The organism is Streptomyces sp. E-08, from assembly GCF_049913095.1.
Taxonomy (GTDB): Bacteria; Actinomycetota; Actinomycetes; order Streptomycetales; family Streptomycetaceae; genus Streptomyces.
The window spans coordinates 2,946,151-2,969,238 of record NZ_CP183971.1; the positions used below are offsets into that span (position 1 = coordinate 2,946,151).

Here is a 23,088-nt window from a genome sequence, read left to right on the forward strand (position 1 = left end):
CACCTTCGGTCGTCTCCGGGAGGAGAACTCCTAGAACGGGTCGAACTCGTCGTACTCGCGCTGCGCGTCGTCGCGCTCCGCGTCGCGGTCACGGCGGCGCTGCGCCGCCGGACGCGGGGCCTCCAGACGGTGGTCCTCACCACGGCGGCCGAGCATCTCGGCGCCCGCCATCATGGTGGGCTCCCAGTCGAAGACGACCGCGTTGTCCTCGGCGCCGATCGCGACGCCGTCGCCCGCGCGGGCACCGGCCTTCATCAGCTGGTCCTCGACACCGAGGCGGTTGAGGCGGTCGGCCAGGTAGCCCACGGCCTCGTCGTTGTTGAAGTCGGTCTGGCGGACCCAGCGCTCCGGCTTCTCGCCGCGCACCCGGTAGACCTCGTCCTGCTCGTCGTACGTGACGGTGAAGCCCGCGTCGTCGACGGCCTTCGGGCGGATGACGATGCGGGTCGCCTCCTCCTTCGGCTTGGCCGCGCGCGCCTCGCCGACGATGCCGGCGAGGGCGAAGGAGAGCTCCTTGAGACCCGTACGGGCCACGGCGGAGACCTCGAACACCTGGTAGCCGCGCTCCTCCAGGTCCGGGCGGATCATGTCCGCGAGGTCCTGGCCGTCCGGGATGTCGATCTTGTTGAGGACGACGATCCGGGGCCGGTCCTCCAGGCCGCCGTACTGCTTGAGCTCCTCCTCGATGACGTCCAGGTCGGTGACCGGGTCGCGCTCGGACTCCAGCGTCGCCGTGTCGAGGACGTGCACGAGCACCGAGCAGCGCTCGACGTGGCGCAGGAACTCCAGGCCGAGGCCGCGGCCCTGGCTGGCGCCCGGGATCAGCCCCGGGACGTCCGCGATCGTGTAGACGGTCGAACCGGCCGTGACCACACCGAGGTTCGGGACGAGCGTGGTGAACGGGTAGTCCGCGATCTTCGGCTTGGCGGCCGACAGGACGGAGATGAGCGAGGACTTGCCGGCGCTCGGGTAGCCCACGAGCGCCACGTCGGCGACGGTCTTGAGCTCCAGGACGATGTCCCGCGCCTCGCCGGGCTCGCCGAGGAGCGCGAAGCCGGGGGCCTTGCGGCGGGCCGAGGCCAGCGCGGCGTTGCCGAGGCCGCCGCGGCCGCCCTGACCGGCGACGAAGGTGGTGCCCTGGCCGACGAGGTCGGCGAGCACGTTGCCCTTCTTGTCCAGGACGACGGTGCCGTCGGGCACGGTCAGGACCAGGTCCTGGCCGTCCTTGCCGGAGCGGTTGTCGCCGGCACCGGGCTGACCGTTGGTCGCCTTGCGGTGCGGCGAGTGGTGGTACTCGAGGAGCGTGGTGACCGACTGGTCGACGACCAGCGTCACATCGCCGCCACGGCCGCCGTTGCCGCCGTCGGGGCCGCCGAGCGGCTTGAACTTCTCGCGATGGACGGAGGCGCAGCCGTGGCCTCCGTTACCCGCGGCGACGTGCAGCTCGACGCGGTCCACGAAGGTGGTCATGGGTGTGCCTCCAGAGATTACGTGCGGAATGTCTATCTAGTAACACGCGAAAGGCGGACCCGCTTCCCGTACGGGAAGTGAGGTCCGCCTCCGCAAAGAGTTCCGATCAGGCGACCGGAACGATGTTCACGACCTTGCGGCCACGGTGGGTGCCGAACTGCACCGCGCCGGCCTGCAGGGCGAACAGCGTGTCGTCGCCACCGCGACCGACACCCGAGCCCGGGTGGAAGTGGGTGCCACGCTGGCGGACCAGGATCTCACCCGCGTTGACGGCCTGACCGCCGAAGCGCTTCACGCCGAGCCGCTGGGCATTGGAGTCGCGCCCGTTCCGGGTGGACGATGCGCCCTTCTTGTGTGCCATGTCTCAGTCCCTCTTACTTCGCAGCCGCGGGGATACCGGTGACCTTGATCGCCGTGTACTGCTGGCGGTGACCCTGGCGACGGCGGTAGCCGGTCTTGTTCTTGTAGCGCAGGATGTCGATCTTGGCGCCCTTGTGGTGGTCCACGACCTCGGCCGTGACCTTGATGCCGGCCAGGACCCACGGGTCGCTGGTCACGGCGTCGCCGTCGACAACCAGCAGGGTCGAGAGCTCGACCGTGTCGCCAACCTTGGCAGTGGAAATCTTGTCAACCTCAACGATGTCGCCGACAGCAACCTTGTGCTGGCGACCACCGCTGCGCACGATGGCGTACACGCGGATCTCTCTCTCACTCGGGATCGAAACCTCTGAAGCCAGCCGCTCACACGGGCCCGGGGGCCCGCGGCGTTCCGGAATCGGACGAGCGGCCTCTCCCGGCGAGCGGGAGGGAGGTGCTCAGAGGCGCGGCGCATCGATAGACACGCCGACGGTCTAGGTTACGGGCGGCTGCCACAGGGGGTCAAATTCGCCCGAGCGGGTGCGGGCCGTCCCGCGGAGGGACGGCCCGCACCCGGTCGATCAGTCCTGGGCCGGAGCGGCGGTCTTCTCCGCCGCCTTCTTGGCCGGGGCCTTCTTGGCGGTGGTCTTCTTCGCCGCCGTCTTCTTGGTCGCCGCCGTCTTCTTGGTGGCGGCCTTCTTGGCCGTGGCCTTCTTCGCCGCGGTCTTGCGCGCCGCCGTCTTCTTGACGGGGGCGGGCTCGGACTCGGCGGCCTCGGCCGGCGCCTCGGTGCTCGCGGCGGGGGCCGCGGTCACCACGACCACGGCCGCCTCCTCGGCGCCCGAGGGCGAACCGGCGGGAGCGGTGGCCTTGCGGACCACCCGGCGACGGGCACGCGGCGGGGCGGCCGCGGGGGCCTCCTCGGCGACGGGCTCGGGCTCCGCGACGGGCTGCGCCTCGACGACCGGCTCGGGCTCCGGGGCGGCCACGGCGACCGGCTCGGCGACGACCTCGGCGGGCGCCTCCGTGGTGGAGACGACCGGGGACGTCACCCGGCGGGTGGCACGGCGACGGCCGCGCGGGGCCGGGGCGGCGGTCTCCTCGACCACCGGCTCGGGCTCCACGACGGGCTGCGCCTCCACCACCGGCTCGGGCTCGGCGACGGGCGCCGGCTCGAAGACGACGGCCTCGGTCTCCACGACCGGGGCGACCGGCGTCGAGACGACCGGGGCGGACACCCGGCGGGTGGCGCGACGGCGGCCACGACCGCGCGAGGCGGCGGCCTCGGCCTCGGCGACGGAGCCGTACAGCTCCTCGTCCGGGGCGATCGGCACCGGCACGGCCACCGGGGCGGCCAGCTCCGCCGCCACCTCGGCCTCGGTCTCGGTCTCGGCGTCGGCCTCCGCCGTCTCCACGGCCTCGGCGTGCTCGTGCTCGTGGACGTGCTCGGCGCCGCCGCGGCCGCGCTTCTTCGAGCGCTTGCCGCCGCCACCGCCACCGGCGGTGGTCGGCTGCTCCATGTGCACGATGACACCGCGGCCGTTGCAGTGGACGCAGGTCTCGGAGAAGGACTCCAGGAGGCCCTGGCCGACCCGCTTGCGGGTCATCTGGACCAGGCCGAGCGAGGTGACCTCGGCCACCTGGTGCTTGGTCCGGTCCCGGCCCAGGCACTCCAGGAGGCGGCGCAGCACCAGGTCGCGGTTGGACTCCAGGACCATGTCGATGAAGTCGATGACGACGATGCCGCCCAGGTCGCGCAGGCGCAGCTGGCGCACGATCTCCTCGGCCGCTTCGAGGTTGTTCCTCGTCACGGTCTCTTCGAGGTTGCCGCCCTGGCCGGTGAACTTGCCGGTGTTGACGTCGACGACGATCATCGCCTCGGTCTTGTCGATCACCAGCGAGCCGCCGGAGGGCAGCCAGACCTTGCGGTCCAGCGCCTTCATGAGCTGCTCGTCGATCCGGTACGTCGCGAAGACGTCGACCTCGCTGGTCCACTTGGACAGACGGTCGACCAGGTCGGGCGCGACGTGGCCGACGTACCCGTGGATGGTCTCCCACGCGTCGTCGCCGCTGACGATGACCTTGGAGAAGTCCTCGTTGAAGATGTCGCGGACGACGCGGACGGTCATGTCCGGCTCGCCGTACAGCAGGGTCGGGGCGTTGCCGCTCTTCGCCTTCTTCTGGATGTCCTCCCACTGCGCCTGCAGTCGCTCGACGTCGCGGCGCAGCTCGTCCTCGCTCGCGCCCTCGGCGGCGGTGCGCACGATGACGCCCGCGTCCTCGGGGACGATCTTCTTGAGGATGGTCTTCAGGCGGGCGCGCTCGGTGTCCGGGAGCTTGCGGCTGATGCCGGTCATCGAGCCCTCGGGGACGTACACGAGGTAGCGGCCCGGCAGGGAGACCTGGCTGGTCAGACGGGCGCCCTTGTGGCCGATCGGGTCCTTCGTGACCTGCACGAGGACCGACTGGCCGGACTTGAGGGCGGACTCGATGCGGCGGGGGCCGTGGCCCATGCCGAGCGCCTCGAAGTTGACCTCACCGGCGTACAGGACGGCGTTGCGGCCCTTGCCGATGTCGACGAAGGCGGCCTCCATGGACGGCAGGACGTTCTGGACCTTGCCCAGGTAGACGTTGCCGACGTACGAGGTGGCCTGCTCCTTGTTGACGTAGTGCTCGACGAGCACGTTGTCCTCGAGGACGCCGATCTGGGTGCGCTCGCCGTTCTGGCGGACGACCATCACGCGCTCGACGGCCTCGCGGCGGGCGAGGAACTCGGCCTCGGTGATGATCGGGACGCGGCGGCGGCCCTGCTCGCGGCCCTCGCGGCGGCGCTGCTTCTTGGCCTCCAGGCGGGTCGAGCCCTTGATGGACTGGACCTCGTCGGACGGCTCGGCCTTCTCGCGGGCCGGGCGGGGCTCGCGGACCTTGACGACCGTGCGGACGCCGTCCTCGTCGCCCGCCTCGGCGTCGGCGGAGGCGTCCCCGCTGCGACGGCGGCGACGGCGGCGGCGACGGGAGCTGCTGGAGCCGCCGGCGTAGGCCTCGGCGTCGTCCTGCTCCTCCTCGCCCTCCTCGGACTCCTCGGTCTCGTCCTCGGCGTGCGGCTCCTCGCCCTCCTCGGTCTCCTCGACCTCGGTGAGCTCGCCGCGACGGCGGCGGCGGCCGCCACGACGGCGACGGCGGGACGGGCGGTCCTCGTACTCGTCCGTCTCGTCGGCCTCCTCGGTCTCCTCGACCTCGTCCGCGGCGGCCTCGACCTCGGGCTCGTCGGCGACGGTGGCCGGGACGGGCTCGACGGCGACGGGCTCGCCGCGGCGGCGGCGGCGACGGCGGGAGCCGGTCTCGGCGCGCTCGGCGGCCTCGGGCTCGGCGGCCTCCACGACCTCGGCCTCGACCGTCTCGACGGTCTCGACGAGCTCGTCCTCCTCCGGCTCCTCGACCACGGCGGCGGCGGCCGCGGCGGCGGTCTCCGGCGTCTGGAACATCGGCTCGGCGAAGACCGGGGCCTGGAAGACGGCGACGGCGGGGCGGGCGGCGCGGCGCGGCTCGCGGGCCGGGGCCGGCTCGGAGGTGAACTGCGGCGAGGTGACGCGGCGGCGGCCGCGGCCACGGGTGGCGGCGGTCTCGGCGGCGGCGACCTCGGCCTCGTCGGCGGCGATCTGCTCGACGGTGTCACGGGGCAGCGTCTCGCCGGTGGGGGCGGCCTCGGTGGCCGCCTCGGGCGAGGTGGCCTTGCGGGTGGCGCGGCGGCGGGTACGGGCCGGCGGGGCGGCCTCCTCCACGGCCTCGGCGGCCGGCTCGGCGGCGACCGGCTCGGCGGCGGGGGCCGCGACCACGGTCTCCTCGGCGGCGGCGGGCGCGCCGGCCGGAGCGGTGGCCTTGCGGGTCGCGCGGCGGCGGGTACGGGCCGGCGGGGCGGCCTCCTCCACGGCCTCGGCGACGGGCTCGGCGACCGGCTCCGCGGCGGCCGGCTCGGGCGCGGCGGTCTCCTCGGCGGGGGCCGTGGAGGTCACCGGGGAGGTGGCCTTGCGGGTGGCGCGGCGGCGCGGGCGGGCGGGGGCGGCCTCGGGGGCCTCCTCGACGGCCTCGGCAGCGGCGGCCTCGACGACCGGCTCGGCCACCGGCTCCGCGACGGTCTCCGCGGCGGGCGCGGTGGCCTTGCGGGTGGCGCGGCGGCGGGTGCGCGGCGCGGGGGCGGCCTCGGTCTCGGCCGGGGCGGCCTCCACGGCGGGGGCCTCGGCGGCCGGGGCCTCCGCGGCGGGGGTCTCGGCGGGGGTGCCCGCCACCGGCGGACCGGCGGGGCGGGAAGCGGCGCGGCGCCTGCGGCGCGGCGGCAGCTTGTCACCGGGTGCGTTGGTGTCTTCGTTGGACTCGAGCATGCGGGGTTCTCCCGTCACGCTCCCGGGCGCCGCGCCTGGTTCCGGTCCGGCGGCACGGTCGCGCCTGTGGCGCGGTGCCGCCGTCCGGGGCGCGGGCGCCGCACGGGAGCTCTATGTCTGGCTCGCCGGTTCCGTACGCCCTGTGCGGACGGCCTGGCGAAAGTCTCCTGGTCAGTGCGCTGCCCGACCCAGGTGGCTCCCGAGTACCAGGGCGGCGCTACGACGACCGCTCCCTACGCGGTACCGGTACCCGGCGCCGTCGCCGGGGCGGTCGCGGCGGCCGTGGTTGAAGCGGCCGTGACTGCCTCGCGGTCGGGCGCGAGCGGGTCGGTCACCGTGCCGGACTCCTCGTCGAAGAGCCCCTGCGCCAGCCTGGTCACCGCTGCGGGGACCGGCGGCGCCAGGTCGGCCACAGCTCGGAGACCGGACAGGACGTCGTCGGGTCGCACGGCAGGTGTCACGTGCCGAACAACCAGCCGCAGTATCGCACAGGCGCTGTCCAGCGGCCTATCACCCTGGGGATCGCCCTGGGGACGGGTGGCCGTCAGCTCGGTCACGGCGGAACGGGCGTCGAAGGTGCGGACTCCGTTCTTGGTCTTGCGCTGTACTTCCACCGTCTCGGCCGCGAGAAACGCGTCGACCGCCTTCGAGGCGTCCTCGACGTCGACGCCCTCCAGGCGCAGCTCCCACACGGAGGCGGTGAGCCGGTCGGCGAGACCCGAGGTCCGGGCCTCGACGGCGTCGGTGATGTCGAGGCCGGCCGGGAGGGACTCGTCGAGCAGGGCTCGCAGGGTCTCGGGGTCGCGGGCCTCGGTGAGCGCGATCTCCAGGTACTCGGCCTCGGAGCCCGTGCCCGTCGGGGCGGCGTTGGCGTACGACACCTTGGGGTGCGGGGTGAAGCCCGCCGAGTACGCCATGGGCACCTCGGCACGGCGCAGCGCACGCTCGAAGGCGCGCTGGAAGTCACGGTGGCTGGTGAACCGGAGGCGGCCGCGCTTGGTGTAGCGCAGTCGGATGCGCTGCACCGCCGGTGCGGGCGGCGGGCCTTCGGGCTGTCGCTTGCCCAGTGGTTCTTCTCCTCGATGCGGAGCGGACGCGGGGGACGCGCCGCCCTCGGACGTACGGGGGTTCCCGCGGGGCCCGGCCGGCTCACCCCCGCTCGCGCGGGGAGATCTCGGCCCCGGCCGCCGTGCCGGGAACTTGGTCTGTTGTGGTGCAGCACCTCCCAGGTTACGCGCCTGGGGCGGCTTGCCGGTCACTGGCCGGGGCAGTCGGGGCACGCGGCGGCCTTCTTCACCGGGGCCGTTTTCTCCGGGTGCATGTGCTTGTGGACGCGAAAGGGCGCGCCGGCGGTTTCGAAAGGGCCGGACGCTCGGGCTCCGCCTCGGGGGGTGGCCCCGTAGCCTAGGTGCCGACGCCTGTCCCCCACGCCTTCTTCGCAGTCCGCTTCTCACTCCCGCTCACGCTGAGGCTCGGTATGAAAATATCTTTTCTTCTGGTCGATCGCTGCCACATCGGCGGCGTGGTAAGCGCCATCCACAACCTGGCCAAGGCGCTCGCGGACCATCACGAGGTCGAGCTGGTCTCCCTCCGCCGCAACCGTGACCAGGCGTTCTTCCCGCTCGACCCCCGCGTGAAGACCATCGCCCTCACCGACTACCGGAAGCACTCCCACACGTACGACGGCGACGACCCGCAGATCGAGGTCTTCCCGCACATCTACCCGAACGAGCCCACGGACAAGAAGCCGTGGATCAGCCGCCTGGGCGAGAAGCGCCTGATGGAGTACCTGGCCACGACCGACGCCGACGTCGTGGTCAGCAACAACCCCAAGATCACCATCATGCTGGCCTACGCGGAGGGCGACTTCCTGAAGGTCGCCATGGAGCACTCGCGGCCCGCGCAGTACGGCGCGCACATCCGGGACGCCCTCTTCAGGGACGCCTACCCGAAGATGGACGCGATCACCGCGCCCACGCCGGACGAGTGCCGCACCATCGCCGGGGTCGTCCCCTCCGTGACCCACCTGCTCTCGCCGATGCCGAACTGCATCCCGGCCCACGAGGGCCAGATGTCCACCGGCGACAACAAGATCGTCGTCACCGCCGGCCTGCTCAAGCCGCACAAGGGCTTCGCCGACCTCATCGAGGCGTTCTCCACCGTGGCACCGCGCCACCCCGACTGGAGCCTGCGGATCTACGGCTCCGGCCCCGAGCGCGCCAACCTGCGCAAGAAGATCAACGAGACGGACAGCAACAACCAGGTCTTCCTGATGGGCCCGGCCACCCCGGTCACCCCGGAGTTCGCCAAGGCGTCCATCTTCGTCCTGCCCTCCCGCCTGGAGGCCTTCGGCAACGTCACCGTCGAGGCGATGGCGGCCGGTCTCCCGGCGGTCGCCTACGACGCGCCGCACGGCCCGCGCAACATCATCACGCAGGGCGAGGACGGCTACGTCGTGCCGCTCGGCGACAAGAAGGCCCTCGCCGAGCACATCGAGAAGCTCATGGCCGACGAGGACCTGCGCCGGAAGATGGCGGCCGCCGCGGTCGCCAACGTGGTCCGCTTCCAGGAGACCGAGACCGCCGCCCGCTTCGAGCGGCTCGTGGAGACCATGCGGGCCCGCCGGGCCGTCCCGACCACGGCCGCCGCCGTGGTCGCCCCGCAGGGCGACGTCCGGGTGCGGATCGAAGGACTGCCCGCCGGCGGCGACGCCGAGCTGGTCTGCAAGGACATCCGCAAGAAGGCCGACGAGGTCGTCCTCCCCTTCACCGACGGCGAGGCGCTGGTCCCCGCGCTCGGCACGCTCGTCGAGGGCGACTGGGAGCTGCAGATCCGCGCCGCCGGCTACGACCTGCCGCTGCGCTCCGCCGGCTGCGACACCCTCCAGATCCTGTCCCTGGAGCTGCCCCGCACCGAGGGCCCCGCCCTCTCGCTGCTGCTGCCGCACGCCCACACGGACGGCACGCTGCGGGTGCAGAGCCGGGTGCGTGCCCAGCACGTGGAGGTCGCGGGCCTGAACGCCGGCGCCACCTCGATCGTCATCGACGCCACCGCCTGGGGCGTCGAGGCCGGCACCGGCAGCATGGTCGAGGCCGTCCACCGCAAGGAGGCCGACAAGAACTTCACCTTCCCGGTGAAGCCCGGCGCCGACGGACGCTTCACGGCCACCCTGGACAACGCCTCCGCGGCCCGGCTCCACCAGCCCGGCACCGAGGACGTCTGGGACCTGTGGCTGCTGCCCGACCAGAACTCCGCCCGGGTCCGCGTCTGCAAGCTGGCCACGGACGTGCTCACCCCGATGGACGTCTTCACCTACCCCTACCCGGTGGTGAAGCCGTCCGGCGCCCCGGTGGCCGCCGCGGAGAAGCCGAAGGCCAAGAGCGGCTGGCGGGGCCGGCTGTCCGCCGTGCCCGCCGCCGTCGCCCCGGCCAAGCACGAGCTGCGCCCGTACTTCTCCAGCAACGGCCAGCTCTCGCTGAAGATCATCGACAAGAAGTAACCCGTACGCCGCTTGCACGAAGGAGCCCCGGTCCGCAGCTGCGGACCGGGGCTCCTTCGTGTACCGGGCGCCCGCTACAGCGGCGCGCCGTCCTCGGCCGTCTTGAACATCAGGTCGGCCAGACGCGCGGACGCGTGGCCGTCGTCCAGGTCGCAGAACAGGTGGTGGAACCTGTCGTACTTCTCCTGGTACTCGCCCGCGACCTCGTCGACCTCGCGGATCGCCTTGATCAGCTCGTCGGACGTGCCGATGAGCGGACCCGGGGCGTCGTTCTCGAAGTCGAAGTAGAAGCCGCGCAGCTTGTCCCGGTAGTGCTCCAGGTCGTACGTGAAGAACAGCATCGGGCGACGCAGGTGGGCGTAGTCGAACATGACCGAGGAGTAGTCCGTGATCATGATGTCGGCGGCCACGTACAGGTCGGCGATGTCCGGGTACTCGGACACGTCGAAGACGAAGCCGTTGCCCGCGCCCGGGATGCTGTCGACGATGTTGGAGTGGCGGCGGATCAGGAAGACGTGGTCGTCGCCCAGTCGGCGGCGCGCGTCCTCCAGGTCGACCCGGAGGTCGAACTTGAACTGGCCGCGGGCGTGCGAGAGATCGTCACGCCAGGTCGGCGCGTACAGCACGACCTTCTTGCCCTCGGGCAGCCCGAGCCGCTCCCGGACCTCCTTGGCCCGCTCGTCGCGGTCCTCGGCGTACAGGTAGTCGTTGCGCGGGTAGCCGATCTCGGCGATCAGACCGTCGTAGCCCATGGCGCGCTTCAGGATGGGCGTGCTGAAGCGGTTCGACGAGACCAGGATGTTCCAGTTCGCCGCTTCCTTGACCAGACGCTCGTGGTAGTTCGGGTCGAACTTCGGCGCGTCGATGTCCAGGCCGATCTTCTTGAGCATCGTGCCGTGCCACGCCTGCACGATCACCTGGCCCGGACGCCGCTTGATCCAGTGCGGCAGGTGGGCGTTGGTGACGATGTAGCGCGAGCGCGCCAGCGCCTCGTACCACTCGGTGCCCTGGAAACGGACCGGAGCGACCGTGTCGGGCAGCTCGACCTGACCGTCGCGGACCAGCCACAGATGCTCGACGTCCGCACCGCGGCGCAGCAGCTCCTCGTGGACCGCGCGCGGGCTGTCCGAGTACTGCTTGCCGTTGTAGCTGATGTACAGCACCTGGTCGCGCAGCGGCAGCTCGCGGCCCTGCTCGTACACCTCCTGGCGCAGCTGGTACTGGCGGTTGTCGCCCCGCTCCAGCGGCGTCAGGTCGGTCAGGCAGTTCAGCTGGGGGTGGTCCTGCCAGTGGACCTCCAGCTGGTACTCGCGGCCGTTGTGCGCGCCCTCCAGCGGGAACTGGGACACGGCGAGCCGGTCCACGACCAGCGGCATGTCCGGGGCGTCGCCGGAGGACTCCAGGCGGAAGACCCAGCGGCCGGCCTTGAGCGGCAGCCCGCCGGTCGCGCCCGCCATCGTGGAGGGGCGGAAGGTCGCCTCGAAGGTCCCGTCCGGACCGGTGGTCACCGGGACGGTCCGCTCGTCGAAGCGGTTCTTCGCGCTGACGACCAGGTGGTGGCCGGAGAGCGCGACCGGGGCGGTGCCCCGGATCGTGTAGGCCCCGTCCTCGACGGAGATCCCGACGATCTTGGCGCGCAGCGGACGCCCGGAGAACTTCAGGTAGCCGTTGGTGCCGGAGAGGACCGCCACCTCGTTCAGCTCGGCGCCCTCGCCGAAGGAGGCGGGCAGCCCGACCTGGTGGTCGGCCACGCCGTCCTCGACGACGACGCGGACCTTCCGCGGGTTCTCCTGGCCCGGCTCCTCGACCTGGAGCTGCGTGCTCCAGTTGCGGCGCATGGCCTTCGCCGGGTCGGCGCCGCCGGTCTCCGTGGTGTCCAGGTGCTCCGGCAGCAGGGCGATGTCCCGCAGCGGCACGCGGATCCGCAGCGAGGTCAGCCCGCCGGCGGTCCCGGTGGTCTCCGCCGGGTACTCCAGGGCCTCACCGCTGCTCTGGTTGACGACGCGCAGGGTGAAGGCGGTGCCCGCCTCGGCCGCCTCGCGGAACACGCCGTCGATGACGATCCCGTCACCCTCGGACGCGAAGCCGGTGACCAGGAACGGCACCTTCTCGACGCGCAGCTTGAGCGCCGCCCGACGCAGCTCCGGGACCATCCGGTAGTTCTCGTCGAGCCAGTGGTACGGGGGGTAGGCCTTGCGGTCCGAGCCGTACGAGTGCACGGAGCGCGAGCGCACCAGGCCGCCGGACATGACGCGCATGCCCACGTGCCAGAGGCCCTCCTGCCACTGACCGCCCTTGCGGAAGCGGGCCGGGTCGATGACCGTCTCCCAGCCGGCCCAGTCGAAGCTGTGGCCGCGTCCCGCGTAACCGGAGGCCGTGGTGGCCTCGGGGGTGAAGATGTTGCCCAGCGGGATGAGCATGCGGCGCTGGGTGCCGTCCTTCTTCAGCTGCAGCAGCTTGACGACGCTGCGCTTGCTGCCCTGGCTCACCCGGTCGACCCAGGCGTTGCCGGCCAGGCGCAGCTTGCCGTCCTGCCACTCCAGCTCGGTCAGCGGGGAGCGGAGCTGCAGGTCCTGGTCCATGCGCAGGACCTTCTTGGGCAGCAGGTCGCCGTCGAGCGACGGGAACTTCGCGTACTTGCGGATCGCGCCGTCGAGCTCGACCGGCTCGCCGAGCCGCTCCGCCTCGATGAAGTCGAGCAGCTCGTTCAGGGCGTGCTTGCGGACGAGCAGCCACTTGACGCGCAGCGCCGTCGGCAGCAGCTTGACCGTCTTGAGGTCGACCTGGTCGAGGTACTTGTTGGCCACCCGCAGGAACTCGGTGCGGTACTCGTCGTCGCCGTCGGGCAGCACGTTGAGGAAGATCCGCAGGTCGCCGGTGAGCACGGTCCGGTCGTACTCGCGCTTGAGCTCCTCGGCGAGGGGCTCCTTGCGGGAGGCGAGGAACCGGCTGACGGACTCGACGGCCGAGGCCCGGTCCCGGGCGGCCTTGGGCTCGTTGCGGCGCTGCGTGATCGAGGGGCTCGCCTCGCCCTCGCGCAGACGCCAGTAGTACGTGGTCTGGCTGATGATGTCGACGGACTCGGCGAGGTACTGGGCCGGCACGATGACCGGCGTGTCCTCGTACAGCACGCCCTCGGGGAAGCGCAGCGCGTTCGCCTCCCAGAAGTCACGGCGGAACACCTTGTTGCAGGCGATCCGGTCCGTGAGGAGCATCCGCTTGCGGGAGACGTGCGTCTTCTTGACCGCGCCCCGGGAGAGGAAGCGGTGCATCGGGGACTGCCACACCTTGGTCGAGTTGATGTGCTCGACGTTGCCCGTGGCGAAGGAGGACCCGGTCTCCTCCAGGGTCTCGATCATCAGCCGGTAGGCGTCCGGCGGGATCATGTCGTCACTGTCGACGAAGGCGAGGAACTCGCTCTGCGGCGCCAGGCTCTCGAGACCGGTGTTACGGGCGGCACCCAGGCCGGCGTTCTCCTTGCGGATCAGCCGGAAGCGGTCGTCCTTGGCCGCGAACTCCGCCGCGATCGCGTTCGAGCCGTCCGTGGAGCCGTCATCGATCATCAGCACTTCCAGGTCCTGGAAGGTCTGCACGGCGAGCGAGTTGAGGCAGGCGGGAAGATACTGCTCTACGTTGTAGATCGGGACTATGACGCTGAGCCGGGGTGCCATGAAGTTCTGCGTTCCTTTCCGTTCAGACCCGCTCGACATTCGCGAGCGCCTGAGAGGGTGACGGGGCGTGCTTTCGGTTTTCCGGCGGACCGACAGAGAGCGTCTCCGCCCTCCGAGGAAGACCCGCCTGACGGCCGCACGCCCGCCGTCGAACTGCAGTACTTCTCCCGGTACCCGGTCCGCAGCTTAGCTGTCGGCAGATCCGCCCCGGCTGCGGAGCACGGGGACCTCGGCTACATGACTCTGCGGTGACCACAAGGCCACCGCAGCTCTCCAGGATAGACGATCCCGCCCGCGTGCGTTCGATCGCCGTTGGGCCTCCTGTCATACTGCGTTCGAGCGGTTCGACTGAGGAGAAACACGGCATGCCGGCTGCAGCTAACCCCCGATTCAGCGTGATCATCCCCGTGTACGGGGTCGAGGGCTACATCCGCGAGTGCCTCGAATCGGTGACCACGCAGAGTTACCGGGACTTCGAGGTCATCGCGGTCGACGACTGCTCCCTCGACAGCAGCGGCGCGATCATCGACGAGTTCGCCGCCCGCGACCCCCGGGTCCGCGCCGTCCACCGTGCCGAGAACGGCGGCATCGGCGCCGCCCGCAACACCGGCGTCGAGCACGCCCGCGGCGACTACCTGCTCTTCCTCGACGGCGACGACTCGATCCGCCCCGGCTCCCTCCAGGCCATGGCGGACCGGCTCGACGCGGCCCAGGACCCCGAGATCCTGATCTTCGACCACGTCCGCACCCATGTGGACGGCAGCGTCGAGCCCAGCAGGACCGGCCCCCACCTGGCCGACATCCGCGACCGGGTCGTCCGCCCCGTCGACGAACTGGGACTGCTGCGGATCTTCGCCGTCGTGTGGAACCGCGTCTACCGCCGGGACTTCTTCACCGGCGAGGGCTACACCTTCACCGACGGCCTCTACGAGGACGCGCTCATGGTCTACACGACCATGGCCGCCGCCCAGCGCGTCGCCGGCCTGGAGTACGTCGTCGTCGAGTACCGCCAGCGCCGCCAGGGCAGCTCCATGCGCAGCAGCTCCCCGCGCAAGCACTTCGTGATCTTCGACCAGTACCAGCGCGTCTTCGACTACCTCGAAGGCCGCCCCGGCCTCGACGCGTACCGCGAGCTCGTCTTCGAGCGCATGGTCGCCCACTTCCTCTACACCTTCGCCCGGGGCTTCCGAATACCGCGCAGCCACCGCCGCGCCTACCTGAAGCAGGCCTCCAAGACCTACCGCCGCAACGAGCCCGCGGGCTTCACGCCGCCGCCCGGCATGGTCGGCCTCAAGTTCAAGGTCATGCGGTCCGGCTCGTACACCGCCTGGGAAGCCCTCAAGACGGTCAACGGCACCCGCGAGACGGCCTTCGGCGCCCTGGGCCGGTCCAAGCGCTGGGGCGGCCGCAAGGCCCTGCGCGCCTACTACGCCGTGCAGCGCCGGCTCCCGATCGACGAGAACCTCGCCGTGTACTCGGCGTACTGGGGCCGCACCCCGAGCTGCAACCCGCTCGCCGTGCACGAGGCCGCGAAGAAGCTCGCGCCCGGCATCCGCGGCGTGTGGGTCGTCAACCAGGCGTACGCCCGCACCGTCCCCTCCGGCCTCAGCCGGATCGCCCCGGCGACCTTCGGCTACTGGAAGGCGATGGCCCGCGCGAAGTACCTGGTCAACAACGTCAACTTCCCCGACGCCGTGATCAAGCGCCCCGGCCAGGTCCACCTGCAGACCCACCACGGCACCCCGCTCAAGCGGATGGGCCTCGACCAGCAGCACTACCCGGCCGTCGCCCGCAGCATGGACTTCGACAAGCTCCTGGAGCGCGTCGACCGCTGGGACTACAGCGTCTCGTCGAACCAGCACTCCACCGAGCAGTGGGAGCGGGTCTACCCGGCCGCCTTCCAGTCCCTGAACACCGGCTACCCCCGGAACGACGTCTACTACCGCGCCACCGCCGCGGACGTGCGCCGGATCCGCGGCGAGCTCGGCATCGGGCACGGCAAGAAGGCGCTCCTGTACGCCCCCACCGTGCGCGACCACCAGAAGGACGCCTTCGTCTCCCGCCTGGACCTCGGCCGCTTCGCCCGCGAGCTCGGCCCCGACCACGTCCTCCTGGTCCGCGCCCACTACTTCTACGGCGGCGACCCGGAGCTCGCGGCCCTCGCCGAGAGCGGCGCCCTCGTCGACGTCTCCCGCCACCCCTCGGTCGAGGAGCTCTGCCTGGCGGCGGACGCGCTGATCACGGACTACTCCTCGATCATGTTCGACTACGCCAACCTCGACCGCCCGATCGTGACGTACGCCGACGACTGGGAGATGTACCGCACCTGCCGCGGTGTGACCTTCGACCTGCTCTCCGGCGAGCCCGGCGACACCCCCGGCGTGATCGCGACCACCGAGGACGAGCTGATCGAGGCCTTCCGCAGCGGCGCCTGGAAGGGCGAGCCGGCCGCCGCGCTGCGCCAGGCCTTCCGCGAGCGGTTCTGCGCGTGGGACGACGGCTTCGCGGCCGAGCGGGTCGTCCGCAGCGTCTTCCTCGGCGAGGACCGCCTGCGCCCCCCGGTCGTCCCCGTGACGGAACGCACCCCGGCCCCGTCCCCCACGACCGCCGAGGGCGCCCCCGCCCTCCCCCGGGACGACCTGGCCGAGGCCCACTCGGACCACTGAGCCCGACGCACGAAGAGGCGCCCGGACCTGTACAGGTCCGGGCGCCTCTTCGTGCGCGCTCGCGCTACTTCACGACCGTCAGCGGCAGCAGCTTCTTGCCGGTCGGGCCGACCTGGATCTCGGTCTGCATCGCGGGGCACACGCCGCAGTCGAAGCACGGGGTCCAGCGGCAGTCCTCGACCTCGGTCTCGTCGAGGGCGTCCTGCCAGTCCTCCCAGAGCCAGTCCTTGTCGAGGCCCGAGTCCAGGTGGTCCCAGGGCAGGACCTCCTCGTAGGTGCGCTCGCGGGTGGTGTACCAGGCGACGTCCACGCCGGTCCCGGGGAGGGTCTTCTCGGCGCAGGCCATCCAGCGGTCGTACGAGAAGTGCTCGCGCCAGCCGTCGAAGCGGCCGCCGTCCTCGTACACCGCGCGGATGACCGCGCCGAGGCGGCGGTCGCCGCGGGAGAGGAGGCCCTCGACGATGCCGGGCTTGCCGTCGTGGTAGCGGAAGCCGATCGAGCGGCCGTACTTCTTGTCGCCGCGGATCTTGTCCCGGAGCTTGCGCAGGCGCTCGTCCGTCTCCTCGGCCGACAGCTGCGGGGCCCACTGGAACGGGGTGTGCGGCTTGGGGACGAAACCGCCGATGGAGACGGTGCAGCGGATGTCGTTCTGGCCGGAGACCTTGCGGCCCTCGGCGATCACGTTCATCGCCATGTCGGCGATCTGGAGGACGTCCTCGTCGGTCTCCGTCGGCAGGCCGCACATGAAGTACAGCTTCACCTGGCGCCAGCCGTTGCCGTAGGCCGTCGAGACCGTACGGATGAGGTCCTCTTCCGAGACCATCTTGTTGATGACCTTGCGCATGCGCTCGGAGCCGCCCTCGGGGGCGAAGGTGAGGCCGGAGCGGCGGCCGTTCCTCGTGAGCTCGTTCGCCAGGTCGACGTTGAACGCGTCGACGCGGGTCGAGGGGAGGGACAGGCCGACCTTGTCGTCCGTGTAGCGGTCCGCGAGGCCCTTCGCGATCTCACCGATCTCGGTGTGGTCCGCGGAGGAGAGGGAGAGGAGGCCGACCTCCTCGAAGCCCGTCGCCTTGAGGCCCTTCTCGACCATCTCGCCGATGCCGGTGATGCTTCGCTCCCGCACGGGGCGCGTGATCATGCCGGCCTGGCAGAAGCGGCAGCCGCGGGTGCAGCCGCGGAAGATCTCGACGGACATGCGCTCGTGGACGGTCTCCGCGAGCGGGACGAGGGGCTGCTTGGGGTACGGCCACTCGTCGAGGTCCATGACGGTGTGCTTGGACACGCGCCACGGGACGCCCGACTTGTTCGGGACGACACGGCCGATGCGGCCGTCCGGCAGGTACTCCACGTCGTAGAACGCCGGGATGTACACGGCGCCGGTCTTCGCGAGGCGGAAGAGGACCTCCTCGCGCCCGCCGGGGCGGCCCTCGGCCTTCCAGGCGCGGATGATCTCGGTCATGTCGAGGACGGCCTGCTCGCCGTCGCCGATGATCGCCGCGTCGATGAAGTCCGCGATCGGCTCGGGGTTGAAGGCCGCGTGGCCGCCGGCGAGCACGATCGGGTGGTCGACCGTCCGGTCCTTCGCCTCCAGCGGGATGCCCGCCAGGTCGAGGGCCGTGAGCATGTTGGTGTAGCCGAGCTCCGTGGAGAAGCTCAGGCCGAAGACGTCGAACGCGCCGACGGGGCGGTGGCTGTCGACCGTGAACTGGGGCACCTTGTGCTCGCGCATCAGCTCTTCGAGGTCCGGCCACACGCTGTAGGTGCGCTCGGCGAGGACGCCCTCGCGCTCGTTCAGCACCTCGTACAGGATCATGACGCCCTGGTTGGGCAGACCGACCTCGTACGCGTCCGGGTACATCAGCGCCCAGCGGACGTCGGCGGACTCCCACGGCTTGACCGTGGAGTTCAGCTCTCCACCGACGTACTGAATCGGCTTCTGCACGTGCGGGAGCAGAGCTTCGAGCTGCGGGAAGACAGACTCGGCAGCAGACATCTCGAACCTTCGTGAGCTGGCAGGGGGGCGACTCTCAAGCGTACCCCGGTGCTCAGCGGGTCAGAGCCGCGCGGAGTCCGGGGGCCGAGGCCCGGGCCCAGACCCGGGGCAGCTCGCGCTCGGCCGCTTCGGCCGCCGCCTCCTCGCGGCCGTACAGAAGTCCCCAGGTGAAGGCCGATTCGCCGACCCCGTGGGCCATGATCCCGAAGTCGCGGAGGGCGGCGCGGGCGACGACGGAGTCCTGGTGTTCGCCGAGGAGGGACTGGACGGCCTTCACCCGTTTCGCGAGCTTCTTGGCGGGCTTGCCGAGGGTGGGGCGGGCCGCGTCGGCGGCGTAGCGGGCGCGTTTGGCGGCCTTGCGGGCCGCGTGGAGGGCGAGGTCGCGCTCGTGGCCGGGGGCGAGGGAGAGGGCGTGGTCGATCCGGCCGGCGAGGCGGTCGTGGTCCTTGCGCACGGCGCGGGCGAGGACTCCGCGGGCGTCGCGGCCGGCGGCCTTGCGCAGCGGCGGGTCGGCGAGGAGCGCCGCGAGGGCGTCGAGGAGGGCGAGGTGCCGGTCGGAGTCGAGGGCGGCGAGGGCCTGGTGCCGGGCGTTGAGGGCGAGGGCGGCGTCCCGGCGGCGCAGCCGCGCCTTGACGGGGCCGAGCGTGAGTTCGGGGGGCAGGTCCTCGACGCGGGCGCTCAGCCGGGCGTCGAGGACCTCCTGGTCGCGGGCGACGCCGAGCTCCGCGGCGAGCCACTTGAGCTCGTCGCCGAGGGGGTCGGTGACGTTCCGGTCGAGGACCCGGCGGTAGGTCTTGAAGGCGCTGCGCATCCGGCGGCAGGCGACGCGCAGCTGGTGGACGGCGTCGGGGAGGTCGCGCCGTACGGCGGGGTCGAGCGCGACGATCGCCTCGGCCTGTTCGTGTACGTAGGCGAGGACGGCGGCTCCGGCGGTGCCGGGTTTCCCGGGGGTGGGGGCGGCGGGGGGCTCGGCTCCCGTCTCGGCGAGGGCGCGGGCGAGTTTGGACGGGGCCGCGGAGGGGCGGATGCCCGCCTTCCCGAGGCGTTTCTCGACGGCGTCGAGGAGGGCGGGGTCGGCGTCGTCGTCGAGTTCCACCTCGATCTCGGTCCAGGTGGCCTCCGCGCCCGAGGGCAGGCGTTCGGCGCGGACGGTGTCGACGGAGAGTTCGGCGAGGAGGGTGCCGTCCGCGGAGAGCAGGTGGCGGACGTCGCGCGCGGAGCGGAGGCGGACGACGGGGACGACCTCGTCGTGCCGGACGCGGGAGCGCAGGAGCCCCGCGAGCTCACCCGGCAGGGTGTCGGCGGGCGGGGCCCTGAGTTCGTCGCGGACTCCGGCGGCGACGGGGAACTTCACGTGCCAGCCGGCGTCGCTCCCGCCGGTGCGGCGGCGGAGGGTGACGCCGTCGGCGGCGAGCCGGAGGCCGGGGGTGTCGTAGTAGAGGGCGTCGAGTTCCATGACGCCGCGGTCCACGACCTCCGAGACTCCGGGGACACGGGTGAGGTCCGGGAGCGGAGTGTCCTCGGTGGCTTCGTACTTCCGCTCGATCTCGCGCTTCGTCTCGGCCATACGTCGAATCTAGCCGTCGTCAGGCGGTCATCGGGCGTTGTACGCGGATCGACTGGAGCAGTCCGATCGCCACCCAGACGGCGAACATCGACGAGCCGCCGTAGGAGACGAACGGGAGCGGCAGTCCGGCGACGGGCATGATGCCGAGGGTCATGCCGATGTTCTCGAAGGCCTGGAAGGCGAACCAGGCGATGATCCCGGCGGCGACGATCGTGCCGTAGAGCTCGGTGGTCTCGCGGGCGATGCGGCAGGAGCGCCAGAGGATGACGCCGAGGAGGACGAGGATCAGGCCGGCGCCGACGAATCCGAGTTCCTCTCCGGCGACCGTGAAGACGAAGTCGGTCTGCTGTTCGGGGACGAACTGGCCGGTCGTCTGGGAGCCCTTGAAGAGGCCGGCGCCGAGGAGGCCGCCGGAGCCGATCGCGATGCGGGCCTGGTTGGTGTTGTAGCCGACGCCGGCGGGGTCGAGGTCGGGGTTGGCGAAGGCGGCGAAGCGGTTGATCTGGTACTCGTCGAGCATGCCGAGCGCGGTGACGAGGACCGCGCCGAGGACGCCCGCGCCGATGAGGCCGAGGACCCAGCGGTTGGAGGCGCCGGAGGCGAGGAGCACGCCGAGCACGATGACGGCCATGACCATGACCGAGCCGAGGTCGGGCATCAGCATGACGATGCCCATGGGGAGGGCGGCCAGGGTGAGGGCCTTGGCGACGGTGCGGTGGTCGGGGTGGAGCTGGTCGCCGGCGTCGACCTTGGCGGCGAGGAGCATCGCCATGATCAGGATGATGGTGATCTTGACGAACTCGCTGGGCTGGAGGGAGAAGCCGCCGCCGACGACGATCCATGCGTGGGCGCCGTTGATGGTGGCGCCGAGCGGGGTGAGGACGGCGAGGATCAGCACGATCGAGAGGCCGTAGAGGACCGGCACCGCGCCGCGCAGGGTGCGGTGGCCGAGCCAGATCGTGCCGATCATCAGGGCGAGGCCGATGCCGGTGTTGAGGACGTGCCGGAAGAGGAAGTAGTACGGGTCGCCGTTGTTGAGCTCGGTGCGGCCGCGGGTGGCGGACCAGACGAGCAGGGAGCCGATGCCGGAGAGCGCGAGCGCCGAGAGCAGTATGGGCCAGTCGAGCCGGCGGAGCACCGAGTCGCGGGCGGCCAGCTTGGCGAGGGTGCCGCGCTCGGGTGCGTACCGGGAGACGGAGAAGCCGTGGGGTGCGGTCATGGTTCCTCCTAGTCCCGGTGGGCGGGCGGGCCCGCGAGGGTCTGGTCGTCGTCGTCCGGCTTCTTCGCGGGGTCCGGGTCCGGCTGGGTGGCGTGGGGGTCGGGCTGGGTGGTCACGGGCGCGTTCGGGTCGATCTTGCCGACCTCGGGGTCGTACGGCTTGATCTTCGGCGCGTCGATGGAGCCGTCGGCCTCGATCTTCGGGAGGGCCTTCTGGGGCTGCGGCAGCAGGGCCCGCTTCAGGTCCTGGTTGCCGGCGTCGTCGAGTCCGTAGAGCGCGTCGTAGATGTTGCGCACGGCGGGGCCGGAGGCGCCGGAGCCGGTACCACCCTGGGAGATCGTCATGACGATCGCGTAGTCCTTGGTGTACGTGGCGAACCAGGAGGTCGTCTGCTTGCCGTAGACCTCGGCGGTACCCGTCTTGGCGTGCATCGGGATCTTGTCCTGCGGCCAGCCGCCGAATCGCCAGGCGGCGGTACCGCGGGTGGCGACTCCCGCGAGGGCTTCCTCTATCAGGTCGCGGGTCTCCGGGGTCATCGGGAGCTTGCCGTGGGACTCGGGCTTGATCTCGGTGACCTTCTTGCCGTCGGGGCTGATGATCGCCTTGCCGACGGTGGGGTTCCACAGGGTGCCGCCGTTGGCGATGGCGGCGTAGATGGTGGCCATCTGGATGGGGGTGACGAGGGTGTCGCCCTGGCCGATGGAGTAGTTGACGGAGTCACCGGCGCGCATGAGGTTGCCTTCGAGGCAGTTCTCGTAGGAGAGCTGCTGGACGTAGGTGCCGCCGCGCTTGCCGATCTTGCACCAGTAGTCCTTGTTGGCCGCCCAGAAGTCCTGCTTCCACTTGCGGTCGGGGACGCGGCCGGTGACCTCGTTGGGGAGGTCGATGCCGGTCTCGGCGCCGAGGCCGAACTGGTGGGCCGTCCGGTAGAACCAGTCCTTGGCGTCCTTCTTCGGCTTCATGCCCCCGTCCTTGAGCCACTGCTGGTGGGCGAGGGCGTAGAAGACGGTGTCGCAGGAGACTTCGAGGGCCTGGCCGAGGGTGATGGAGCCGTGGCCCTGGGACTCGAAGTTCTTGAAGACCTGGCCGCCGATGGCGTACGAGGACGGGCACGGGTAGCGGCCGTTGAACTCGTATCCGGCGTTGACGGCGGCGGTGGTCGACATGACCTTGAAGATGGAGCCGGGGGCGGCCTGGCCCTGGATGGCCCGGTTGAGGAGCGGGAAGTTGGAGTCCTTGCCGGTGAGGGCGGCGTAGTCCTTGGCGGAGATGCCGCCGACCCAGGCGTTGGGGTCGTAGTCGGGCTGCGAGGCCATGGCGACGATGCGGCCGGTCTTCGTCTCCATGACGAGGACGGCGCCCGCGTCGGCCTTGTAGTTCTCGCTGGTGTTCTTGTCGTACGTCTTGCGGGCCTCCACCATCGCGTTGTGCAGCTCCCATTCGGCGACCGCCTGCACGCGGGCGTCGATGGAGGTGACGACGTTGGAGCCGGGCACGGCGGGGTCGCTCTTGGCCTGGCCGATGACGCGGCCGAGGTTGTCGACCTCGTAGCGGGTGACGCCGGCCTTGCCGCGCAGTTCCTTGTCGTACGTGCGCTCCAGGCCGGAGCGGCCGACCTGGTCGGAGCGGAGGAACGGCGAGTCGGTGTCCTTGGCCTTCTCGATCTCGGTGTCGGTGACGGGCGAGAGGTAGCCGAGGACCTGGGAGGTGCGGGACTTGCCGGGGGCCGGGTAGCGGCGGACGGCGGTGGGTTCGGCGGTGATGCCGGGGAAGTCCTCGGCGCGCTCGCGGATCTGGAGGGCCTGCTGGGTGGTGGCCTCGTCGGTGACGGGGATCGGCTGGTAGGGCGAACCGTTCCAGCAGGGCTTGGGCGTCTTGGAGTCGCAGAGCCGGATCTTGTTGATGACGTCGTCGGACTTCATGTCGAGGACGTCGGCGAGCCGGGTCAGGACGGCCCTGCCCCGGTCCTTCATCTTCATCAGCTCGGTGCGGGACGCGGAGACCACGAGCCGGGTCTCGTTGTCGGCGAGCGGGACGCCGCGGGCGTCGAGGAGCGAGCCGCGGACGGCGGGCTGGACGACCTGCTGGACGTGGTTGTTCTTCGCCTCGTCCGTGTACTCCTTGCCGTTGCGGATCTGGAGGTACCAGAGCCGTCCTCCCAGGGTGAGGAGCAGGGAGAAGACGAGGATCTGGATGACGACGAGCCGGATCTGGACCCGGGGGGTCCGCCCTGTCTCGGGGATGTTGCTCATGCTGCCGGTGCCCCC

Annotated in this window: 12 protein-coding genes; 2 read left to right on the forward strand and 10 right to left on the reverse strand. The window is 71.3% G+C overall.

Annotated elements, in window-relative coordinates:
• Nucleotides 1-30: 30 nt before the first annotated feature.
• The 5 genes from obgE to ACN9MM_RS13505 all read right to left on the reverse strand — a co-directional run bounded on the left by obgE (nt 31) and on the right by ACN9MM_RS13505 (nt 7,231).
• Entirely contained in the window at nt 31-1,470 is a 1,440-nt protein-coding gene (obgE, locus tag ACN9MM_RS13485) for a GTPase ObgE (protein ID WP_426363848.1), read from the reverse strand.
• Nucleotides 1,471-1,576: 106 nt separating this feature from the next.
• A complete protein-coding gene (gene rpmA, locus ACN9MM_RS13490; protein ID WP_015033582.1) occupies nt 1,577-1,831 on the reverse strand; it encodes a 50S ribosomal protein L27 in 255 nt (84 codons plus the stop codon).
• Nucleotides 1,832-1,844: 13 nt separating this feature from the next.
• On the reverse strand, nt 1,845-2,165 hold the full coding sequence (rplU, locus tag ACN9MM_RS13495) for a 50S ribosomal protein L21 (RefSeq protein WP_015033583.1): 321 nt from the start codon (nt 2,163-2,165) through the stop codon (nt 1,845-1,847).
• 243 nt (nt 2,166-2,408) lie between these two features.
• The gene (locus ACN9MM_RS13500; protein WP_426363849.1) at nt 2,409-6,206 is read right to left on the reverse strand and encodes an Rne/Rng family ribonuclease; all 3,798 of its coding nucleotides are present in this window, start codon (nt 6,204-6,206) and stop codon (nt 2,409-2,411) included.
• A 233-nt stretch (nt 6,207-6,439) separates the two neighbouring features.
• Nucleotides 6,440-7,231, reverse strand: a complete 792-nt coding sequence (locus ACN9MM_RS13505; RefSeq protein ID WP_426363850.1) for a TIGR03936 family radical SAM-associated protein — start codon at nt 7,229-7,231, stop codon at nt 6,440-6,442.
• 497 nt (nt 7,232-7,728) lie between these two features.
• On the opposite strand from ACN9MM_RS13505, the gene ACN9MM_RS13510 reads away from it, so the two are divergent.
• Nucleotides 7,729-9,705, forward strand: coding sequence for a glycosyltransferase (locus tag ACN9MM_RS13510; RefSeq protein WP_426363851.1), 1,977 nt, complete (start codon nt 7,729-7,731; stop codon nt 9,703-9,705).
• Between the two features lie 74 nt (nt 9,706-9,779).
• Here the strand turns inward: ACN9MM_RS13510 and ACN9MM_RS13515 are convergent, their stop codons facing one another.
• Nucleotides 9,780-13,376: a bifunctional glycosyltransferase/CDP-glycerol:glycerophosphate glycerophosphotransferase gene (locus ACN9MM_RS13515; protein WP_426363852.1), complete on the reverse strand. Its 3,597-nt coding sequence runs from the start codon at nt 13,374-13,376 to the stop codon at nt 9,780-9,782.
• Between the two features lie 365 nt (nt 13,377-13,741).
• On the opposite strand from ACN9MM_RS13515, the gene ACN9MM_RS13520 reads away from it, so the two are divergent.
• Nucleotides 13,742-16,042 carry a bifunctional glycosyltransferase/CDP-glycerol:glycerophosphate glycerophosphotransferase gene (locus tag ACN9MM_RS13520; RefSeq protein WP_426363853.1) on the forward strand — a complete coding sequence of 767 codons (2,301 nt, stop codon included), beginning with the start codon at nt 13,742-13,744 and terminating at the stop codon, nt 16,040-16,042.
• Between the two features lie 64 nt (nt 16,043-16,106).
• Here the strand turns inward: ACN9MM_RS13520 and ACN9MM_RS13525 are convergent, their stop codons facing one another.
• Genes ACN9MM_RS13525 through mrdA form a run of 4 tightly spaced genes read right to left on the reverse strand, consistent with a single transcriptional unit; the run spans nt 16,107 to nt 23,073 of the window.
• Entirely contained in the window at nt 16,107-18,035 is a 1,929-nt protein-coding gene (locus ACN9MM_RS13525; RefSeq protein ID WP_426363854.1) for a TIGR03960 family B12-binding radical SAM protein, read from the reverse strand.
• A 52-nt stretch (nt 18,036-18,087) separates the two neighbouring features.
• Complete coding sequence (locus ACN9MM_RS13530; protein ID WP_426363855.1) at nt 18,088-19,602, reverse strand: CHAD domain-containing protein; 1,515 nt, start codon at nt 19,600-19,602, stop codon at nt 18,088-18,090.
• Between the two features lie 19 nt (nt 19,603-19,621).
• Nucleotides 19,622-20,821, reverse strand: a complete 1,200-nt coding sequence (gene rodA / locus ACN9MM_RS13535) for a rod shape-determining protein RodA (protein ID WP_426363856.1) — start codon at nt 20,819-20,821, stop codon at nt 19,622-19,624.
• A gap of 8 nt (nt 20,822-20,829) precedes the next feature.
• Entirely contained in the window at nt 20,830-23,073 is a 2,244-nt protein-coding gene (mrdA, locus tag ACN9MM_RS13540) for a penicillin-binding protein 2 (RefSeq protein ID WP_426363857.1), read from the reverse strand.
• Nucleotides 23,074-23,088 lie beyond the last annotated feature (15 nt).

Excerpts from the sequence above, each read along its gene's own strand:
- obgE (WP_426363848.1), bottom strand. The coding sequence starts at position 1,470 with ATGACCACCTTCGTGGACCGCGTCGAGCTGCACGTCGCCGCGGGTAAC.
- rpmA (WP_015033582.1), bottom strand. The coding sequence starts at position 1,831 with ATGGCACACAAGAAGGGCGCATCGTCCACCCGGAACGGGCGCGACTCC.
- ACN9MM_RS13500 (WP_426363849.1), bottom strand. The coding sequence starts at position 6,206 with ATGCTCGAGTCCAACGAAGACACCAACGCACCCGGTGACAAGCTGCCG.
- ACN9MM_RS13515 (WP_426363852.1), bottom strand. The coding sequence starts at position 13,376 with ATGGCACCCCGGCTCAGCGTCATAGTCCCGATCTACAACGTAGAGCAG.
- ACN9MM_RS13520 (WP_426363853.1), top strand. The coding sequence starts at position 13,742 with ATGCCGGCTGCAGCTAACCCCCGATTCAGCGTGATCATCCCCGTGTAC.
- ACN9MM_RS13525 (WP_426363854.1), bottom strand. The coding sequence starts at position 18,035 with ATGTCTGCTGCCGAGTCTGTCTTCCCGCAGCTCGAAGCTCTGCTCCCG.
- ACN9MM_RS13530 (WP_426363855.1), bottom strand. The coding sequence starts at position 19,602 with ATGGCCGAGACGAAGCGCGAGATCGAGCGGAAGTACGAAGCCACCGAG.
- rodA (WP_426363856.1), bottom strand. The coding sequence starts at position 20,821 with ATGACCGCACCCCACGGCTTCTCCGTCTCCCGGTACGCACCCGAGCGC.
- mrdA (WP_426363857.1), bottom strand. The coding sequence starts at position 23,073 with ATGAGCAACATCCCCGAGACAGGGCGGACCCCCCGGGTCCAGATCCGG.